Source organism: Corynebacterium sp. HMSC08C04, from assembly GCF_001807495.1.
In the GTDB taxonomy this organism is placed as follows: domain Bacteria; phylum Actinomycetota; class Actinomycetes; order Mycobacteriales; family Mycobacteriaceae; genus Corynebacterium; species Corynebacterium simulans.
The window spans coordinates 1-16,780 of record NZ_KV789226.1 but is presented as its reverse complement, the minus strand read 5'-3'; the positions used below and the strand labels follow the sequence as shown (position 1 = coordinate 16,780).

Below are 16,780 nucleotides of genomic sequence, written 5' to 3'. Positions count from 1 at the left end.
CTAACCTGATTCCCATATCCATTATGTGAGAAAGGAATCCCGCATCATGAAACTGGCGGTTATTGGTGGAGACGGCATCGGGTCAGAGGTCACTGCGGAAGCGCTCAAGGTGTTGCGTGCCGTGCGTGACGATATCGAGGTGACCGAATTTGACCTCGGTAGCCGCCGTTACCTGCGCAATGGCGAGCTTCTCACTGCTGCCGACCTTGAGTCGCTGCGTGAGCATGATGCGATTTTGCTCGGTGCCATCGGCGCGCCCGATAAGGTTGCGCCCGGCATCTTGGAGCGGGGCCTGCTGTTAAAGCTGCGCTTCGAGCTTGACCATCACGTCAATCTGCGCCCTGCCAAGCTCCATCCCACGGCAACCTCGCCTTTGGCAAACCCGGGGGAGATTGACTTCGTGGTGGTCCGCGAGGGTACCGAAGGTCTCTATTGCGGCAACGGTGGAACTTTGCGGGAAGGCACCAAATATGAGGTGGCTTCGGAGGTTTCCCAAAACACCCGCTTTGGTGTCGAGCGCGTTGTGCGTGACGCATTCGAGCGGGCGGCGAGCCGCCGTAAGCATTTGACTCTGGTGCACAAGACCAACGTCTTGGTCAACGCGGGTGGGCTGTGGCAGCGCACCGTCGACGAGTTATCCGCGGAGTATCCCGACGTAACCGTGGATTATCAACACATCGATGCTGCGACCATTTTTATGGTGACGGATCCTTCGCGCTTTGACGTCATTGTTACCGATAACCTCTTCGGCGATATCCTCACAGATTTGGCCGGTGCCATCACGGGTGGTATCGGGCTCGCAGCCTCTGGAAACATCGACGCCTCAGGCGTGAATCCTTCCATGTTTGAACCGGTGCATGGCTCGGCGCCGGACATTGCGGGTAAGGGGATCGCCGACCCGACTGCGGCCATTTTGTCGGCGGCGATGCTCCTGCGGCATCTCGGAGACGATGCAAATGCGGTGCGGATTGAAGCCGCTGTGGAAGGCGACGTCGCCAAGCGGGGCAATGAAACGATCCATACCGCAGAAGTCGGCGACAGGATTGCGGCCGCGCTAGCCTAAGCTCGGGTGTGAAAAGAATTTACATGCACCCTTAGCTAACGAGTGAAGAACGCAAATTGGTAGCATGGCCGTTATGCGTTTAGGACGAATAGCTCACCCAGAAGGAATCTGCTTTGCCATCATTGACGGGCCGAAGGATGCCCCACTCGAGGAACTAACGGCAAAGGAGATTGCCGGTACTCCGTTTACCACTCCAGAACCGACTGGCCGCGAGTGGAAGCTGAGCGAAGTTCGCCTGCTAGCTCCGACCCTGCCAACCAAGGTTGTAGCGCTTGGCCGAAATTATGCAGACCATGTTGCGGAGGTCTTCAACGAGTCCGCCGAGCACCTCCCGCCGACAATTTTCATCAAGCCTTCCACCGCAGTCGTCGGCCCGAACGTGCCAATCAAGATCCCGGACTTTGCCACCAAGGTGGAGTTTGAGGGCGAGTTGGCCGTTGTGATCTCCAAGGTTTCGAAGAATATCAAGGCTGAGAACTGGAAGGATCACGTCTTGGGCTACGTCATCTGCAATGACGTCTCTTCCCGCGATCTGCAGTTCAAGGATGGTCAATGGGCGCGTGCGAAGGGCATCGATACCTTCTGCCCGCTGGGTCCATGGATTGAAACCGACTTGGACTCATTGAATCTGGATGATCAGAAGATCAATGCATACCTGACTCACGATGGTAAGCGCGAGCAGAAGCAGGACTCCAACACTGACCAGATGATTGTGAAGATGGGCGGAATTCTCGAGGAAATCTCCGCCTCCTATACGCTGCTGCCTGGTGATGTCATCACAACCGGATCTCCGGCAGGTACCGCACCGATGTTCCCTGGCGATACGATTGAAATCGAGATTCCGGGACTTGGCACGCTTAAGAACCCGATTGAAAAGGCTTAAAACTTAAAGCCTTCGTTGCCTACTCGCGAGGAATTCGAGGAGCATTACTCACAACGCGGACGTGGTTTTAAAGGCCCAACGCCCGCAGAATGGTGCGTAGCTTTGCGGTGGTCTCAGCCAGTTCCTCCTGCGAATTAGAGGACTCGACAATTCCGCCGCCGGCCCACGCGCGGGCGCTAAGGCCGTTGCCGGCTACTTCGGCGCAACGGATGGCGACCATGTACTCGCCGTCGCCGTTGTTGTCGCACCAACCCACGGTGCCCGCGTAGAAGCCGCGATCGGTTTCTGCGGTTTCGATGAGTGCCTGGGCGGCCTCGGTGGGCGTGCCACAGATTGCCGGGGTGGGGTGAACCAGCATGGCAAGCTCCAGTGCGGTCAGCTCGGGTTCCTTCAAGGTGCCGGCGATAGGCGTGCCCAAGTGCCACATCTCATTGGTGTTGATCAGTTCCGGGGTGCTCGGTGCATCGAGAGTGGTGCACAGCGGACTGAGGATGCGGCGCAGGTGATCGACCACAAAGGAGTGTTCGTGGAGATCTTTTGCTGAACGTAGCAGGTCCTGTCCCGCAAGATGGTCGCGGGCTTTGTCAGCTTGGCGTGGCGCAGAGCCTGCTAGCGGGAAAGCGGTGACAGTCGAGCCTTGTTTCTTGACTAGAACCTCTGGGGAGGCGCCGACCAGCGTGGCGCCCTCACGGCCCGCCGGGGTGAGATCGGCGATGAAGCCGTCATGGTTCGTGGAGAGATCAATAAGGCGCGCAGCTACCAAACGTGGGTCTACGGCTTCAGTGAATTCGATATCGACGGCCCGCGCTAAAACCACCTTGTCAAGCTTGGAAGTTTGAATTGTAGCGATTGCGGCGTCGACGCGGCGCAGGTGCTCCTCGGGTTCCGGGTCGAATCCAGTAACTCGTGCGTTGAGTTTTCCTTGGCGGTAATAGGCTGGCGGCTCGAGCGGGCCGTCCTCGCGAATAATAGATTTCGGCTCGGTGAGTGCGGCTGGCTCGTCTGTGTTGAATGGCAGTGCGCCGACAATCATTTCTGCAGACTTATCGCGGAGTGCGCCTATTGCTTCCTCGACGTCAGTGAAGGTGCGTTGAGAACCCTGTGTGCGTACCGATCCCGTGGCTCGGGAGAGCAAAAAGTCAGGTGCGGTGGCTGGTTTGTTCTCGTGCATGAGGATCAAGCATACTTCCTTGGAGAAATTTGACAGAATCCCGTGTGTTGAATGAGGTCTGTGTGAAAAGGGTGATTACTGTGTCAACAGCGATCTTTTCCCTACCAAAGGAGTCCAGGTGCTTAGCCCTCAAAACTGGATGAATAAGCTTAAACGCTCAGCGGTATCCCTCGCCGCCGCGGCCATCGTCGTCAGCGCGCCTGGTTTCGCCGCCGCTCAGGAAGCGCCTGCTCCGGCACCAGCTCCAGCACCCGTTCCGGCCCCTGCACCAGCACCAGCCCCCGCTCCTGCTTCTGCGCCAGCCCCGGTATCAGCACCTGCTCCTACGACTGATGGCTCTCATTTGATTCCTGAAGGCGTTAAGGAATCGACCCCGGCCGTATCGCCTGAGCAGGCAACTCAGCCGCAGCTGCCGCCAGAAAATCTTAATCCTGCCGCACCAGCTGAGCCGGTAGTCCCAGCGGACCCGACCGTGAACCCAGTTCAGCCGATTCCAAACGGCCAGATGCACTCTGTCAACATGGAGCACGAGGGCAAGACTCGCCGCTACCTGCTGCGTATCCCGAACAACTACAACCCGGACGTGGCAGCACCGGTACTCTACGGCTTCGGCGGTTGGGAGGATTCCCCAGAGAACTTCTCCGGCTACAACCGCATGGGAAATACTGGCGCCACTAAGGAAGCGATCATCGTTTACCCTGAGGGCTTCGAGCGCGCTTGGGAGGCTGCGCCGTATGCAAAGACTCACGACGGCGAGGATATTCGCTTCATTCAGCGCATCTTGGACGACGTCGACAAGGATTACCGCGTTGACCGCTCCCGCGTTTATGCGATGGGAATGTCCAATGGCGGCGGCTTTACCTCTGTTCTGGGCTGCCACGCGCAGGAGACCTTCGCTGCTGTCGCAACAGTCTCCGGCGCTTTCTACAATCCGGTCGAGCAGAACTGCGTTGACGCTCCGATGCACACCCTCATCATGCACGGAGCGAATGACCGCATGATGCAGTACGAGGGCGGCATCCGCCATGAGGCCGGCTACCTACCGGTTCGTGAGGTTCTCGGCGGCTACCTCAAGCGCAACCGTTGCGATATGACTTTCCAAGCTGAGCAGAACGGCCCAATGGCTGAGCGCCTGCGCTTTAACAACTGCCTGAAGAGCGTTGAGCTCCTCAAGGTCAAAGGCGACCACACCTGGTGGTACGAGCCGGACACCTCTAACGAGGTGTGGAACTTCCTTTCTGATAAGCGCAAGTAACTAAAGGATCTGCTGGGTTTGGCCTAGTTCCTGTGACTGATTGCGCTTTGGCTTTCGGAAGAACTGAGCCCAAATAAACAAACCGGTGCCCAAAAGCAATGCGAATGCACCGATACCGGAGAGAACGCCGGCCCAGAAGTTGAGCATCGGGACGCCATAGCTTAATTCTTGCGCATCCGTTTCTACATAGCCTTGTCCGTCTTCGGCGGCAAGGCTATTTCCATGTCCGGGGCGGTGTGCGCTTGCCGACGCCTTCTTCTTTTTCTCTGTTTCCTTTTGTTCGGACTTCGATGGTGCTGACTTGGTTCCTGTGTTAGTGGGTCCTGCCGTATTAGCCGAGCGGACTGCTGGCTTGCTGCCCATAACCGTGCCGCCTGGCGTCGATTGTGGCTGTGGGTTAGCAGCCTTCTTTTCGGTTTGGGCCTTGGTGGTGTCCTTGTCCTTGGACTTGTCCTTGTTCTTGTCCTTGACCTTGTCTTTGTCTTTTTGCTCGGTCTTGTTCTTGCTTTCGTTCTTGCTCTTGTCAGACTTGGCTTTAGGCGCCTCCGTGGCAACCATCTTGTCGGCCTCGTCGAGGGTCTTATCGAGGGCCTTGTCGAGGGTGCCGATGGCCTTTGCGGTATCGTTGATGTCAGTGGTCAACTGTCCAGCCTTGCTCTTTGGGCCAGAGTTGCCTGCGGAGCTGCCGCCCCAATCGAGCTCACAGAGCTCTGAATCATCGGTTGAATTGCCCACGAGGAACGGGGCGTCGAGTGAGTGCTCGGAGCCGTCCGGGAGGGTGAAGGTAAAAGTGACGGCGTAGGCGCCCGGCTGGGTGAAGCCGAAATTGACGTGGGTATGGGAGCGTGGGTAATCCCATGTCATGCTCGGGTCTTCGCTATCGAGTTTGAGCTCTGAGTCGCTCAAGTCGCCGGTTTGCCAAGCGAGGACGCGGCCGCCCTCAGGTGCGTCGTGAAGCTCCATGGATAGCTGAGCGGTTTCAACCTCAGTCATGTTCGAAAGGTGCAGCAGCGAAAAGCCGAACCATGGGCGGGAATAGTCTTGGTCTTGGGGAAGCAGCCATGCATCGCCAGAAATGCCGGGGAAGCCTAGCTCGTCGAGAGAGCCCGTCATGTTGTCATCGACTACCACGACGAAATCGCGGGAGTCACGCTCGACGTGCTCACCGGAGCTGTCGTCGTCCACGGTAAAGCGCAGCGGGCCGTCGTCGTCGCGCACTGCGACATCCTGGTGGCCTTTTTCGATGTGGTAGCTATCCGCCACGGCGCAGGTATCCTCCGCGAAAGCCTGTGGTGCGGAAAGGCCTAGGAAAGTCGCAGCGCCGAGGGCGACGACGGTGCGTGGTACGCGGGAGTGCGAGAAAATCATGTGGGGTAGTCCTCTCTATGAGTTGGTCTTGGATTCGGAAGTCTTCTTCTGAAGAATCGGGGAGATTGCCCATGCCGCAAGGAAGAGGGTGGTAAGCACGAGCACGATGGTGGCGCCCGCCGGTAGGTCGATGGCCCACGCCAAGTAGATGCCGGTGAAGCTCGCGAAGATGCCTATGGCACTGGAGGTGAGCATCATCGTGCCCAGCGAGTTGGTTAGCAGGCGGGCAGTAGCCGCGGGAGTGATAAGCAGTGCCAGCACCAGGATGTTGCCGATGGTTCCCACCGAGATGACCACCGCGCCGGTTACGCAGAGGTAGAGCACGATGTCGAGGGCGAAGACGGGAAGGCCCATCGCGCGTGCCGTTTCTTTGTCCAGGCAGTTGGCCGTAAGTTGTGGGCTAAGCAATGCGATGAGGCCCACGATGATCACGGTGACTGCAGCCGCGGTGTAGAGATCCGCTTTCGATACGCCGGTCAAGGTGCCGAAGAGAAAGCTCGTCAGCGATGCGGTGTAGCCCTCAGTCCGAGAGATGATCACCATGCCGAGGGCAAAGGAAGCCGCAAAGAAGATTCCGATGACGGAGTCGGCGCGCACGCTGCGGCGCTGCGAAAAGCAAGCGATGAGCAATGCTACGACCGTGCCGGCAACCGCCCCACCCAGCAGGATGGATCCCTGCAGGGCAAAAGCAACCGCCAGGCCCGGGAACACCGCGTGGGAGACAGCATCGCCGATGAAAGCCATACCGCGCAGCACCACGTAGCAGCCCACCACGGCACAGACCACCGCAGACAGCATCGAGATACCCACCGCGCGAGCGAGGAAGTCTAGCTGCGGGTTAGCCAGATCGTTAAAGAAATCAAACAGGGAGACCTCGATCATGCGGCCACCCCAATCGCGGAAAGGAGCGGGGAATCGGTGCTGACGCCGAAGGCGGCGGTCCAGGCGGCGGCGTCGCCAAGCACTTGCTCAGCAGGGCCATCCGCAGTGATTTCCTTATTGAATAGCACCAAGCGCTGGCACGTGTGCGCAGCCTCCGCCAGATTGTGCGTGGACATGATGATGCTCGTGCCACCTGCACAGAGCTCGTCGAAAAGGTAGAGCAATGCTTCCGTATTGGGGGCATCGAGACCCGTGAAAGGCTCATCAAGCAGGAGCACCTGCGGATTTGTGGCTAAAGCGCGCGCGATGAGCACGCGCTGGCGTTGGCCACCGGAAAGCTCAGCGATGGGCCGCTTTGCCAAGTGCGTGAGGTTCGTCAGCTCCAGCGCGCGCTTGGTCGCTGCGTGGTCTTTGGCGCGGGGCCTGCGGAACCACCCAATCAATCCCGTGCGTCCGTTCAACGCCGCCTGATAGACGTTGATGGGAAAGTCCCACTCTACGTCGTGACGCTGTGGCACATAACCCACCGACGCCGCGCACTGAATGTGCCCGCTGGCAGGAACCAAGCCCAGGATTGAGCGCATCAACGTCGTCTTGCCGGCGCCGTTGGGGCCCAAAAGACCGATGAATTCGCCAGGGTATACGCGCAGCGATGCATCGTTGATAACGCGGCGCCCGCTCAAAGTCACGCGCACGTGTTCTAGATCTATCAGTGCTTCCTTAGTCTTGGTCGGCATGCTTGCCTTTCTTGCGCGCTGCAAAAATAAGAAGGAAAGCCGAGACAATAAGCACGACTGCGCCGACTCCGAGCAATACCCAAATCCATCCAGCGATGGAGGAAGAGGATCCTTCTTGAGCAGCCTCTGGATCCCACTCGGTGGCGTTGGCCTCAGTCACGTCGGTCTCTGCTCCAACCGCGAAGGTCAAAATGCCGTCGGTGCTGAAGTCTTCTCCATTTTTGGTCTTTCCCTTAAGGCGGATACCCACCTGGTGGATGCCCGGCTCAGTGAAAACCCAGTTGGCGTGGGTGTGGGTGTTGAGGTCTACCCAGAAATCCTCGCGCTGGTTCTTAGCGGTGGACCAGAGCACCTGGGGTGCTTCGAAGCCGCCATTTTGGAGGAAGAGCGAAAACTCGCCCGGGCCGGTGTGACCGAGGAACTCCAAGTTCACGCCGCGGTCGGCGGCATCGATAAGCGAGGGTGCCTGGGTATTCCAGCCGACCCAGGGAACGCCTGCTTGCTCCGTCTGCGGGATGACCCAGACGTTCTCGCCAGCATTGCCGCCGACGAAGCCGAATTGCTCATCGTCTGGGAGCGCGAGTTGGGCTTCGTCGCCTACTTTGAACACGACGTCGTCAAGCTCGCGCCATACGGGCGTGGCTGCGGAATCGTCGCGGGCGAGGAAGTGCGCGCCTTCGCCTGTAAACTGCGCGCCGACGTCCACGTGGCCATGGTCGATGATTGCCTCGGTGCCTGCCGGGGCGAATTCCTCGTCGTCTTTGACCACCTGGGCGAGGTCACCGGCCCATGCACTAGGCGCCGGGATGGCGGCGGTTACCAAGACCGCAACGAGAACGGCCAAGCACGCATAGACCACCGACACGCTCGCGAGGATGCGGCTTAGCGGCCCAGTGGCTTTCGCGGAAGTTGAATTCATTTGTGGATTCCTTGTTTCTCAGAGATTTTCTTTAGGTGTGACTGGTTAGGGCGAAGGGTTAAGGCAGCGGTGGAGCGTCTGCGCATTGGTGCGCATCATGTCGATGTACGTCGGAGCCTTTTCATCCAACGTGTCGCCGTAGATGGTGCAGACGCGGATTCCTTGTTGCGCGGCTGCCTCGGTGAGCGTTGCCGTGCTTGCTTGTTGTGTTGGCTCTACAAAAACGGCCGGTAGGTGCAGGTTCTCCAACGTCCTGCGCAGCGCAATGACATCGCGCGGGGAGGGCTCGATGGCAGGATTCGGGGTGATAAAGCCTGCGACGTGCATGCCGTAGCCCTGGTCCAGGTAGGCATAGCCGTGATGCGGCGTGACCAGATGGCGCTGGGCCTGCGGGATGGAGGCTATTTGCTCGGCCACGAAAGCGTCGGTCTCCTTCAGCTGCTTGATATACGACGCCGCGCGCTCGCGGTAGGCCGCACCATGGGTGGGGTCTGCCAGCGCGAGGTTATCGGCCACCACCTCGGTTTCTGCGATGACATTGTCGACGTTGTGCCACAGGTGTGGGTCAACCTCGCCATGGATGTGCTTGCCCAGCACGGCTTGGGGCAGGAGATAGGTCTCGCTGCCCGGACGGCCCAAGAAGCGATACGCCGGATTCGGCGGAATCGGCTGCAACGTTGAAGAAGGCAAAGCCACCGCAGTGGTGTTGGGATCGAAGTGGGCGCCGTTATCCTGCAGATCAATGGACCCCGCTGCGATATTCGCGGTGATGTCCACGTGCCCCTCATCGTGTGTGCGCATTTCTTCTGGGGGATTAACGCCCACGGCGACGGTGATATTTTGCACCGCGGTAGCGCCGTCTTCAGAGTGGGCCTTAAACCCAATGCGATAGATACCGGGTTTGGAAAAGCCCCACGAGACATGCGTGTGCGCGTTAGCGGGCAAGCGGGCGGTGTCCTCATGATCGTTGATACCGTCCGCGCTGTTGAACAGCACCTCCGGCGTACCGAAGGTGGATACCACGTAAGCTGCCACGTCACCGGGACCCTCGGCAGAGACCATGCTGAGCTCCACCGCGTGCGAGTTGGCCGGGGCATCCTGGATGCGCAGTCCCAGCCACACGGTATCGAGGGCAGTGTTTTCCACGAGCGGAACGAGCTTCGCGCCGCGGGTGGAAGCCTGGTCTGCGACCTCGATGACCGGGACATGCGTGGTCTCCCGCAAGGTATCCATGAGCCCTTGCGGCTCAAGCAGATAGCCGTTTGCGAACGCGACGTCTGCGTTCGCCGCGTTACGGATGGTGCGCAGCGAAGGCTCAAAGGTATGCGGGTCTTTACCTGCAGGGATAAGGGCGGTGACGTTGGCGTCTTCGCCTGCAACGTGGCTAACGACGTCCGCGAGAATCGGCGTTGTCGCCACGACATTCAGACCCTCCGGCGCCTGCCCATCACTTGGGGCCGCGCAGCCGGCTATGAGAGCCACGGCGCTTAGCGACGACGCGACAGCCCAACGATTGTTTCGGTGCAGCATTAGTCCTGAACCTTCGCCAGCACCCAGCGCATAACACCAAGGCCCAGCATCAACATGCCAACGCCGAGCAACCCCAAGCCCCACGGCAGGTAGTTGGGGGCTTCAACGAAGTCGTCGCCCGCCGATTGCAAAGCCACATCCGAGCCATCTTCCTGCGCACCCGAGTGCGACTTGTGGCCCCGACGCACATGCTTGCGCGACTTTTCGCGGCCGGGCTTGCCCGAAGACTTTGCGTCCGAAGAGTGATTACCTGAGGCCGCACGATTGCCGCTTGCATTGGCACTGCTTAGTGCTCCACCAGCAGAAGACAGGGAACCTGCCGGGGCAGAATGCTCGTCGGACTCGGCATCCGAATCAGTGGAATCGGATTCGTCCTCGACGTCGTCGACGTCCTCGCCTTCAACGTATTCTCCATCTTCTTCGCCTGCGGCTTCGCCATCACCTACGGACCAGGTGTAGGTGACCTTGTTACTGGTATCGCCATTAGAAGAAGCCTGCACGGTCATGGTGTAAGTTCCTGGCTCGCTAAACGCCCAGTTGACGTGGCGATGAGCAGGGTAGGGCTGATTGATGACCTCGCCGCTGCGCAGCTCCAAGTCACCGGAGTCAGTAACAGATTCAATGTCACCGAAGCCCGTTGTCTCGAAGACGTAGACCGCACCAGGCCCACTAACATCCACGAAGTTGAGGTCAACGTCCTTGTAGCCTGCTTGCTGTGCCTTCTGGGTATCCCAACCCGGCCAGATGATGTCCGACTTCTGGGTCTGCGGCAGAAAGTACGTGGGCGTGCCGATGGCGTCCACGCTCTCGGTGGCATCAGACCACGCGTTTTGGTTGACCCGCAACACTACGTCATCGCCGGGCCGCTCGACCTCTGAGCCGGTGATGTCTTCCTTCATCGACAGTGAGAGCTGGCCATCCGGCGCAGTGACGTAGAAGGCGTCGACGTGACCGGAATCAAATTCCGTCTCTTGGGCCTGCGCCGCAGCAAGCGGCATCGAAAAGACTACGAGCATCGCCGTAAACAACCAGCCCAGCGTGCGACGGTAAAGCGCAGGCCGAGGTACGACCCGGGACGGCATAGGAGAGAGTGTGTCCATAACTATTTAAGTCCTCTGCAATTAACAAATGCGGTTTAGGAACGGTCAGGGCCCATTTAGCGGCCAGTGATTCCCTTCACCCAGTAATCAATCTCCGCGCGGTGATCGTGGATGAAGTTCAGTGCCGCCTGGAAGATGGTCGCCAGCACGAGCGGGAGCACCAGACTCCACGGGTTGAAGGAAGAACCTTCAGCAGAAGAACCCTCCTTCTCTTTCTCTGGCTTGGGCTGTGGCTTCGGCTGCGGCTTTTGCTCTGGCTTCGGTGCTGGCTTGTCTTTACCGCAGTTGTTGGTGGCCTCGTCGCCGATGGTGAATAGCAGCTCTTGTGGCTCAGATTCGACCTTCTTGCCGTCGGTGGTGGTGGCGGTGTAGGTCACGTCGAACTTGTAGACGCCTGGCTTGCTGAAGGCCCAGTTGGTGTGGGCGTGTGATGCGAAGACGGTATCGATGGTGAAGTCGTCCTTGCTCGAATCCACGAGGACCTGGTCCTTGCCGCCGAGACCGCCGGTGGTCCACATACCAAAGGTGGCGCCTTCCGGCACCTCCTTTGGCTGCAGATTCAGGTGCACCTTACCGTCCTTGAACTGCGAATAATCAAGGTTCTCAGTGTTGTAGCCCGGCCAGATGATGTCGCGGTTCTGCGTTTGCGGCAAGACATAAGTCTTTTCGCCGACTGGGTTCATGAAGTCGTACTCGGCACCTCCGAACTTTTCGGGGCGCTTCATCAGAGCGTTGTCGCGCACGGCAATCATGACGTCGTCAAGCCGGCGCATCACCATCTTGTTTGCACCGATGTTGGTTTCGTCCTTGAGACGCACATCGAAGTGATCGTCCTTTCGAGTGGCCATGATGTCGATGTGGCCGCGGTTCAGGACGAGCTTTTCGTTGCACGTGGTTGAAGGACCGGCAGCGCCTTCTTCCTTCTCGCCTTCCTCACGCTTGTCGGCGTCCTGGTGCTGTGGGGAAGTACCCAGAGCACCGTCCTTTTCGAAGGTCTTACCGAAGGCATAGGAATCAGCGACGACGACCGAGCCGGACTCCGCGTTGACCGTCGGATGCGGGTTCAGCGTCAACTTGAGCTTGTAGTCGTCATAAAAGGCCGCATCGTCCACAAGGAACTCGCCGTGGCCGTTGGTAACAGCGCCCGTGAAATCAAGAGTGGCGATATCGCTGTCGTCTTCGTAGAAGCCGCCGCTGATAAAACCATTGAAGTTCTTGTCCTCAGTATCGACGACGACCTTGGATGCAGACTCGCCGACTGGCTCGATCTTGGCGTGAAACTTCTTGCTCGTTGGAGTCATCTCCTCCTGCGGCGCAAGTTTGCGCACGTTGTGGGTTTCTTCCCACGCATCGGCAGACTTGGTCGAATCCGTCGAATTTGTTGCGCCTGGAGCGTATTCAACCTGTTGCGAGATCCATCGTGGTTCCGAGCCTTCCGGAGTAAAGACTGCCTGGATGTTGGACTTTTCAGGGCCCAGGAATTCGTCCCACTTGGCCTGGCCGTCGGTTACAGGCAGATCGGTGAGGAAATAGCCGTCGATAAGCAGCGTCAGCGTGCCTGAAGCCTTGTTTTCTGCATTGAAGCTGATAGTGGACAGGTTCTCGTCGCCGTCCTTTTCAGGATTGGACTTCGGAGCAATGTCGAGCTTGTAGCCTGCCGCAGAGGCATCGCCGTCAGTCGCGGCGTCGTAGCGCTCCCGCAAGGAAGGAGTCGGGTCATCGGCAGGCTTCATGCCTCCTACCTGTAGGGAAGTGGTGGTCGGCTCCGAGGCGACGAGCGTGCCGTCCTTCTTACGCGCGGTGGTGCGGTAGGTGACCTCGTAGCGGCCAGGCTTGGTGAAAAGCGTGTAGTTATGGGTGTGGGAGCCTGCGTGCAGCATCGAAGAATACGCGGAGTTCGGCGTGGTGCCGATGAAGCGGTCGAGGCCGCCCTCGGAGTCGCGATACCTGAAAAGCTCGAAATCGCCAGGACCGTCTACCGAGAGGATGTCGAGCGAGGCGAAGTTATCGCGGAAGTCATCTTCAGGCAGCCCGGAATCCGCGCCGAAGCCAAGCCAGATTGGATCGGCGCTGCCCAAGATGTTGGCTGGTGCCGTGTAGTAGGTCTTGCCTGCTTGACCAATGAAGTCGAAAGCGCCGTTGTCTGGCAGAGTGAATTGGTATTGGTTTCCTTTGTCGATATTCCAGCCCTTGCCGATCCACGCGACGGTGTCTGCTAGGTCTGTGGTGGTGGAGTTATGCTCAGACTTGAGCGTGAAGTTATCGTCTTCCCAAAATGTTTTGGGGGAATCGACGTGTCCCTGTGTGGCGATTGCCTTTCCGTCGTCGGGTCCGGCGAAGGCCGGTGCCGGGGCGATAAGCGAGAGAGTAGTAAGGATGGCTAGGTAGCGGGTGCGAGAACGTGCCACAGCGTGGAGACCTTTCTTCAGTTCTGATCCAAGGCCTTCACTATAGAAAATCGTTTTCCTTTTGTTTAAGCAGCCTGATGTAGATTGTGAAACCGCTGGCAGAAACTATTGAATTCTGTTTTCAGTTACCCCATTTTGGGTGAAGCCGTGGAAGCGGCGGGAGTTGGGTGGTGGCACCGGCTTAAAGGGCCTGCACTACCATGGTGGGCATGACTGAAACTACTTCTGACGTACGCGTACGTTTCTGCCCATCGCCCACCGGCACCCCGCACGTGGGCATGGTTCGTACTGCGCTTTTTAACTGGGCATACGCGCGCCATACTGGTGGCAAGCTGGTTTTCCGCATCGAAGACACCGACGCTGCACGTGACTCCGAAGAGTCCTACCAGGCCATCATTGACTCCCTAAAGTGGCTGGGCATGGACTGGGACGAGGGCGTTGTGACAGGTGGTCCGCACGAGCCTTACCGCCAGTCCCAGCGCATGGACATCTATGCCGATGTTCTGGAGAAGCTGAAGGAGGGTGGCTACGTCTACCCGGCTTATTCCACTGCCGAGGAGGTAGAAGAGCGCCACAAGGCGGCCGGCCGTGACCCAAAGTTGGGCTACGACAATTACGACCGCGATCTCACCGACGAGCAGATTGCGGCATTCGAGGCGGAAGGCCGCAAGCCAGTGTGGCGCCTGCGTATGCCGGAGCAGGATTGGACCTGGAAGGACCTCGTTCGTGGTGAGCTGACCTTCAAGTCTGAGACCCAGCCGGACTACGTCGTTGCACGTTCCAACGGCGCGCCGCTTTACACTCTCGTTAACCCGGTTGATGACGCACTGATGGGCATCACGCATGTTCTGCGCGGCGAGGACCTTCTTTCCTCCACTCCGCGTCAGCTGGCGCTGTACGAGGCGCTGAAGGAACTCGGCATCGCTAAGCAGACCCCGGAATTTGGCCACCTTCCGTTCGTTATGGGCGAGGGAAACAAGAAGCTTTCCAAGCGCGACCCGCAGTCCAACCTCTTTAATCACCGCGACGCCGGCATCATTCCGGAGGGCATGCTCAACTACCTGTCCCTGCTGGGCTGGTCCCTGTCTGCGGATCAGGACATTTTCTCCGTGGACGAGCTCGTTGCGAACTTCGATGTGGAAGACGTTCTGGGTAACCCGGCTCGCTTTGACCAGAAGAAGCTGGAGGCCATCAACGCCGATCACATTCGCCTGCTAGAGCCCGAGGTCTTCGTGCAGCGTCTGCGTGATTACCTGACCGAGTACACCGATTTCCCGGCAGATTATGACGAGCAGAAGTTTGCCTTCGTGGCAGACCTGGTGCAGACCCGCATCAAGATGCTTGGCGACGCCTATGGCCTCATGAGCTTCCTGGTTACTCCGGATGCCGAGCTGGAACTCGACGAGAAGTCCGCAAAGAAGAACCTCAAGGAAGATGCGGTGCAGCCGCTGGAGGTCTCCATCGCTCGCTTGGAGGAGCTGGAGGAGTGGAAGACGGATGCCATTGAGTCCGTACTGTCCAAGGCCCTCATTGAGGAGCTTGAGCTGAAGCCGCGCAAGGCCTACGGAGCTTTGCGCGTAGCTATCTCCGGCCAGCAGGTCTCTCCGCCACTGTTTGAGTCCATGGAGCTCCTGGGCAAGGAGTCCACCCTCAATCGCTTGCGCGCCGCTCTGGCTGTCACGCCGTTCCAGGCGCCTGCGCAGCAGTAGGGGCAAAGCTGTAGCTACTAGCTAAACACTTCTCGTGGCCCCATTCCCGCAATGCGTTGGGAGTGGGGCCGCGACCGTTTTGGACAGTCGGAAGCGGCGGCTGGTGCAAAGCGCAACGTTGTAATTAGAACGCGCTAAAACGCACCTTTTCAAGTTCAAAAAGCTGCGATGACGTGGCGATTTGTGTGAAAACCGAAACGGTGGCTATAGTAATAAACCGTTGCAGCGAGCAACACCGCGGGGTTCGCCTCCAAGGTGGTTAAAAGCTCAAAGCGATGATGGCCTATGGTGTAATTGGCAACACAACGGTTTCTGGTACCGTCATTCTAGGTTCGAGTCCTGGTAGGCCAGCAGTGATACTGCTTCAAGTCGTATCACAGTTCTAAGCCCCGTTCGTCTAGCGGCCTAGGACGCCGGCCTCTCACGCCGGTAACACGGGTTCAAATCCCGTACGGGGTACAAATTAAAAATCTCGAAACACTTTCGTCAAAGATTGTGTTTCGAGATTTTTCTTATGTTGGCGGCGCGGACCGGTCCTTGTTTACCCCATACCAGGGCGCTAAATCTCGAGCACTTCTTGTCTTAGGCTTAAGTACCAGGGGAGGGACCACTGGGAAGTTCTCCAAAGTGCTTCCGCGGCTGATATTCGGTGCCTAGACTGCAGATATAAGCAGTTACCGGATGAAAGGAGAGTAGATGGCGGATATTGAAACGCATCATTTTCACCGACGCTACTCTAACGCCTTCGACTAGGCAGCATCGCTAGAATCCATAACTTCCTTTTAAACCAACTCTCGTAGAAGTAGGAGCCTAAAGCGAATGCTGTTAGACGTTAAGCGTCATCCCGAACCCGAGTTGGCACGCTAAACTTCCAGGCTTTGTCTATCAACAGATTGCAAGCGGAATAACCACTGATTCGATCCGCGCCCAGCCTAAGAGAAAGCAAGCTGCTAACCACGCAAGAAAAGCGCCAAAGGGTTCGGGATTTTCTATTGCTAGCAGGCGATTTGTTTAATTGTTTACGCATCGTTTACTCTTATCAAGTCCGCAACGGACAGCTAAACGAGCCCCGTTCGTCTAGCGGCCTAGGACGCCGGCCTCTCACGCCGGTAACACGGGTTCAAATCCCGTACGGGGTACAAATAGGCGGTTTCACGGTTCTGACCTGCAGAGTTCACGAAACTGACAAACGCCAAACGAAATCCCGATTCTCGTTACTGAGAATCGGGATTTTGCTTGTTTTGCTCTATCCCTGGTGCTTAAAAGCATCAGGGATAGAGTGAAATTTCGGCTAAACGGGCAGTGGCCCACGACCTGTAGACCACGGCCTACAGGGGCGGTGGTCTTTGTTGGTCTTTAGGCAGCAGCCGGGGGAGCCTGGGGAGCGACGTTGCCGAACGTGTTCCAGTCAGAGACTCGCTTACACGGTTGAGTTGGAACCGGGTCGCTGGGGTTTGTATTCAAGTCGAATACGACTCGGTGAAGGAACTTCTGAATCAGGTGAATGTTGACACCCACGATACCCAAAGCGGTTACGAGGGTTGCATTCGCGAATCCGCGTACGAGACGGCGAGTCTTGTCACCCAATCCCATGCGACCGTTCTTGAGAAGGGCGTTACGGCTCTCGATCGTGTTACGGCCACGACGGTACGTGTCAGCCCATTCCTGCGTTCCCCAAGAAGGTCCCGTCTGAACGTGTTTTGCTGCTGCATCCACAGGGATGCCGTTTCGGCGTAGTTGGTAGGGGCAATCCGC

Annotated in this window: 12 protein-coding genes, 3 tRNA genes and 1 pseudogene; 7 read left to right on the top strand and 9 right to left on the bottom strand. The window is 58.2% G+C overall.

Annotated elements, in window-relative coordinates; all coding sequences use genetic code 11:
- Window positions 1–46: 46 nt before the first annotated feature.
- Window positions 47–1,063: a 3-isopropylmalate dehydrogenase gene (locus HMPREF3169_RS08445; protein ID WP_070456130.1), complete on the top strand. Its 1,017-nt coding sequence runs from the start codon at window positions 47–49 to the stop codon at window positions 1,061–1,063.
- Between the two features lie 73 nt (window positions 1,064–1,136).
- Window positions 1,137–1,946 (top strand): fumarylacetoacetate hydrolase family protein, encoded by an 810-nt coding sequence (locus HMPREF3169_RS08440; RefSeq protein ID WP_201040690.1) that lies wholly within the window; start codon window positions 1,137–1,139, stop codon window positions 1,944–1,946.
- 67 nt (window positions 1,947–2,013) lie between these two features.
- On the opposite strand, the gene HMPREF3169_RS08435 is transcribed toward HMPREF3169_RS08440, so the two are convergent.
- Window positions 2,014–3,117: an isochorismate synthase gene (locus HMPREF3169_RS08435; protein ID WP_061922179.1), complete on the bottom strand. Its 1,104-nt coding sequence runs from the start codon at window positions 3,115–3,117 to the stop codon at window positions 2,014–2,016.
- Window positions 3,118–3,256: 139 nt separating this feature from the next.
- Between HMPREF3169_RS08435 and HMPREF3169_RS08430 the strand changes: the two genes are divergently transcribed.
- On the top strand, window positions 3,257–4,372 hold the full coding sequence (locus tag HMPREF3169_RS08430) for a CE1 family esterase (RefSeq protein WP_083286107.1): 1,116 nt from the start codon (window positions 3,257–3,259) through the stop codon (window positions 4,370–4,372).
- Here the strand turns inward: HMPREF3169_RS08430 and HMPREF3169_RS08425 are convergent, their stop codons facing one another.
- From HMPREF3169_RS08425 to HMPREF3169_RS08395, 7 genes are all read right to left on the bottom strand, one after another.
- On the bottom strand, window positions 4,373–5,740 hold the full coding sequence (locus HMPREF3169_RS08425) for a choice-of-anchor M domain-containing protein (protein ID WP_070456128.1): 1,368 nt from the start codon (window positions 5,738–5,740) through the stop codon (window positions 4,373–4,375). It lies immediately after the preceding gene.
- A 15-nt stretch (window positions 5,741–5,755) separates the two neighbouring features.
- On the bottom strand, window positions 5,756–6,622 hold the full coding sequence (locus tag HMPREF3169_RS08420) for an anchored repeat-type ABC transporter permease subunit (protein ID WP_070456127.1): 867 nt from the start codon (window positions 6,620–6,622) through the stop codon (window positions 5,756–5,758).
- Window positions 6,619–7,359, bottom strand: a complete 741-nt coding sequence (locus tag HMPREF3169_RS08415) for an anchored repeat-type ABC transporter ATP-binding subunit (RefSeq protein ID WP_061922149.1) — start codon at window positions 7,357–7,359, stop codon at window positions 6,619–6,621. Before HMPREF3169_RS08415 ends, HMPREF3169_RS08420 begins: the two co-directional genes overlap by 4 nt.
- The gene (locus HMPREF3169_RS08410; RefSeq protein WP_083286106.1) at window positions 7,343–8,278 is read right to left on the bottom strand and encodes a choice-of-anchor M domain-containing protein; all 936 of its coding nucleotides are present in this window, start codon (window positions 8,276–8,278) and stop codon (window positions 7,343–7,345) included. Before HMPREF3169_RS08410 ends, HMPREF3169_RS08415 begins: the two co-directional genes overlap by 17 nt.
- A 45-nt stretch (window positions 8,279–8,323) precedes the next feature.
- Window positions 8,324–9,808 (bottom strand): anchored repeat ABC transporter, substrate-binding protein, encoded by a 1,485-nt coding sequence (locus HMPREF3169_RS08405; protein WP_070456125.1) that lies wholly within the window; start codon window positions 9,806–9,808, stop codon window positions 8,324–8,326.
- Window positions 9,808–10,890, bottom strand: a complete 1,083-nt coding sequence (locus HMPREF3169_RS08400) for a choice-of-anchor M domain-containing protein (RefSeq protein ID WP_148132116.1) — start codon at window positions 10,888–10,890, stop codon at window positions 9,808–9,810. Before HMPREF3169_RS08400 ends, HMPREF3169_RS08405 begins: the two co-directional genes overlap by 1 nt.
- Before the next feature lie 74 nt (window positions 10,891–10,964).
- A complete protein-coding gene (locus tag HMPREF3169_RS08395) occupies window positions 10,965–13,316 on the bottom strand; it encodes a choice-of-anchor M domain-containing protein (protein ID WP_070456123.1) in 2,352 nt (783 codons plus the stop codon).
- A 200-nt stretch (window positions 13,317–13,516) separates the two neighbouring features.
- Here HMPREF3169_RS08395 and gltX point away from each other — a divergent pair, with 200 nt between their 5' ends.
- The 4 genes from gltX to HMPREF3169_RS08375 all read left to right on the top strand — a co-directional run bounded on the left by gltX (window position 13,517) and on the right by HMPREF3169_RS08375 (window position 16,164).
- Window positions 13,517–15,025 carry a glutamate--tRNA ligase gene (gltX, locus tag HMPREF3169_RS08390; protein ID WP_070456122.1) on the top strand — a complete coding sequence of 503 codons (1,509 nt, stop codon included), beginning with the start codon at window positions 13,517–13,519 and terminating at the stop codon, window positions 15,023–15,025.
- A 279-nt stretch (window positions 15,026–15,304) separates the two neighbouring features.
- Window positions 15,305–15,376, top strand: a tRNA-Gln gene (locus HMPREF3169_RS08385).
- A gap of 35 nt (window positions 15,377–15,411) precedes the next feature.
- Window positions 15,412–15,484 (top strand) — tRNA-Glu (locus HMPREF3169_RS08380).
- A 607-nt stretch (window positions 15,485–16,091) separates the two neighbouring features.
- Window positions 16,092–16,164: transfer RNA gene (locus tag HMPREF3169_RS08375), tRNA-Glu, on the top strand.
- A 217-nt stretch (window positions 16,165–16,381) separates the two neighbouring features.
- Here the strand turns inward: HMPREF3169_RS08375 and HMPREF3169_RS13165 are convergent.
- Window positions 16,382–16,780, bottom strand: a pseudogene (locus tag HMPREF3169_RS13165) (hypothetical protein); the annotation flags it as partial.

Bases quoted from the DNA above. Each gene is read 5' to 3' on its own strand.
- HMPREF3169_RS08445 (WP_070456130.1), top strand. From the start codon at position 47: ATGAAACTGGCGGTTATTGGTGGAGACGGCATCGGGTCAGAGGTCACT.
- HMPREF3169_RS08440 (WP_201040690.1), top strand. From the start codon at position 1,137: ATGCGTTTAGGACGAATAGCTCACCCAGAAGGAATCTGCTTTGCCATC.
- HMPREF3169_RS08435 (WP_061922179.1), bottom strand. From the start codon at position 3,117: ATGCACGAGAACAAACCAGCCACCGCACCTGACTTTTTGCTCTCCCGA.
- HMPREF3169_RS08430 (WP_083286107.1), top strand. From the start codon at position 3,257: ATGAATAAGCTTAAACGCTCAGCGGTATCCCTCGCCGCCGCGGCCATC.
- HMPREF3169_RS08425 (WP_070456128.1), bottom strand. From the start codon at position 5,740: ATGATTTTCTCGCACTCCCGCGTACCACGCACCGTCGTCGCCCTCGGC.
- HMPREF3169_RS08420 (WP_070456127.1), bottom strand. From the start codon at position 6,622: ATGATCGAGGTCTCCCTGTTTGATTTCTTTAACGATCTGGCTAACCCG.
- HMPREF3169_RS08415 (WP_061922149.1), bottom strand. From the start codon at position 7,359: ATGCCGACCAAGACTAAGGAAGCACTGATAGATCTAGAACACGTGCGC.
- HMPREF3169_RS08410 (WP_083286106.1), bottom strand. From the start codon at position 8,278: ATGAATTCAACTTCCGCGAAAGCCACTGGGCCGCTAAGCCGCATCCTC.
- HMPREF3169_RS08405 (WP_070456125.1), bottom strand. From the start codon at position 9,808: ATGCTGCACCGAAACAATCGTTGGGCTGTCGCGTCGTCGCTAAGCGCC.
- HMPREF3169_RS08400 (WP_148132116.1), bottom strand. From the start codon at position 10,890: ATGCCGTCCCGGGTCGTACCTCGGCCTGCGCTTTACCGTCGCACGCTG.
- gltX (WP_070456122.1), top strand. From the start codon at position 13,517: ATGGTGGGCATGACTGAAACTACTTCTGACGTACGCGTACGTTTCTGC.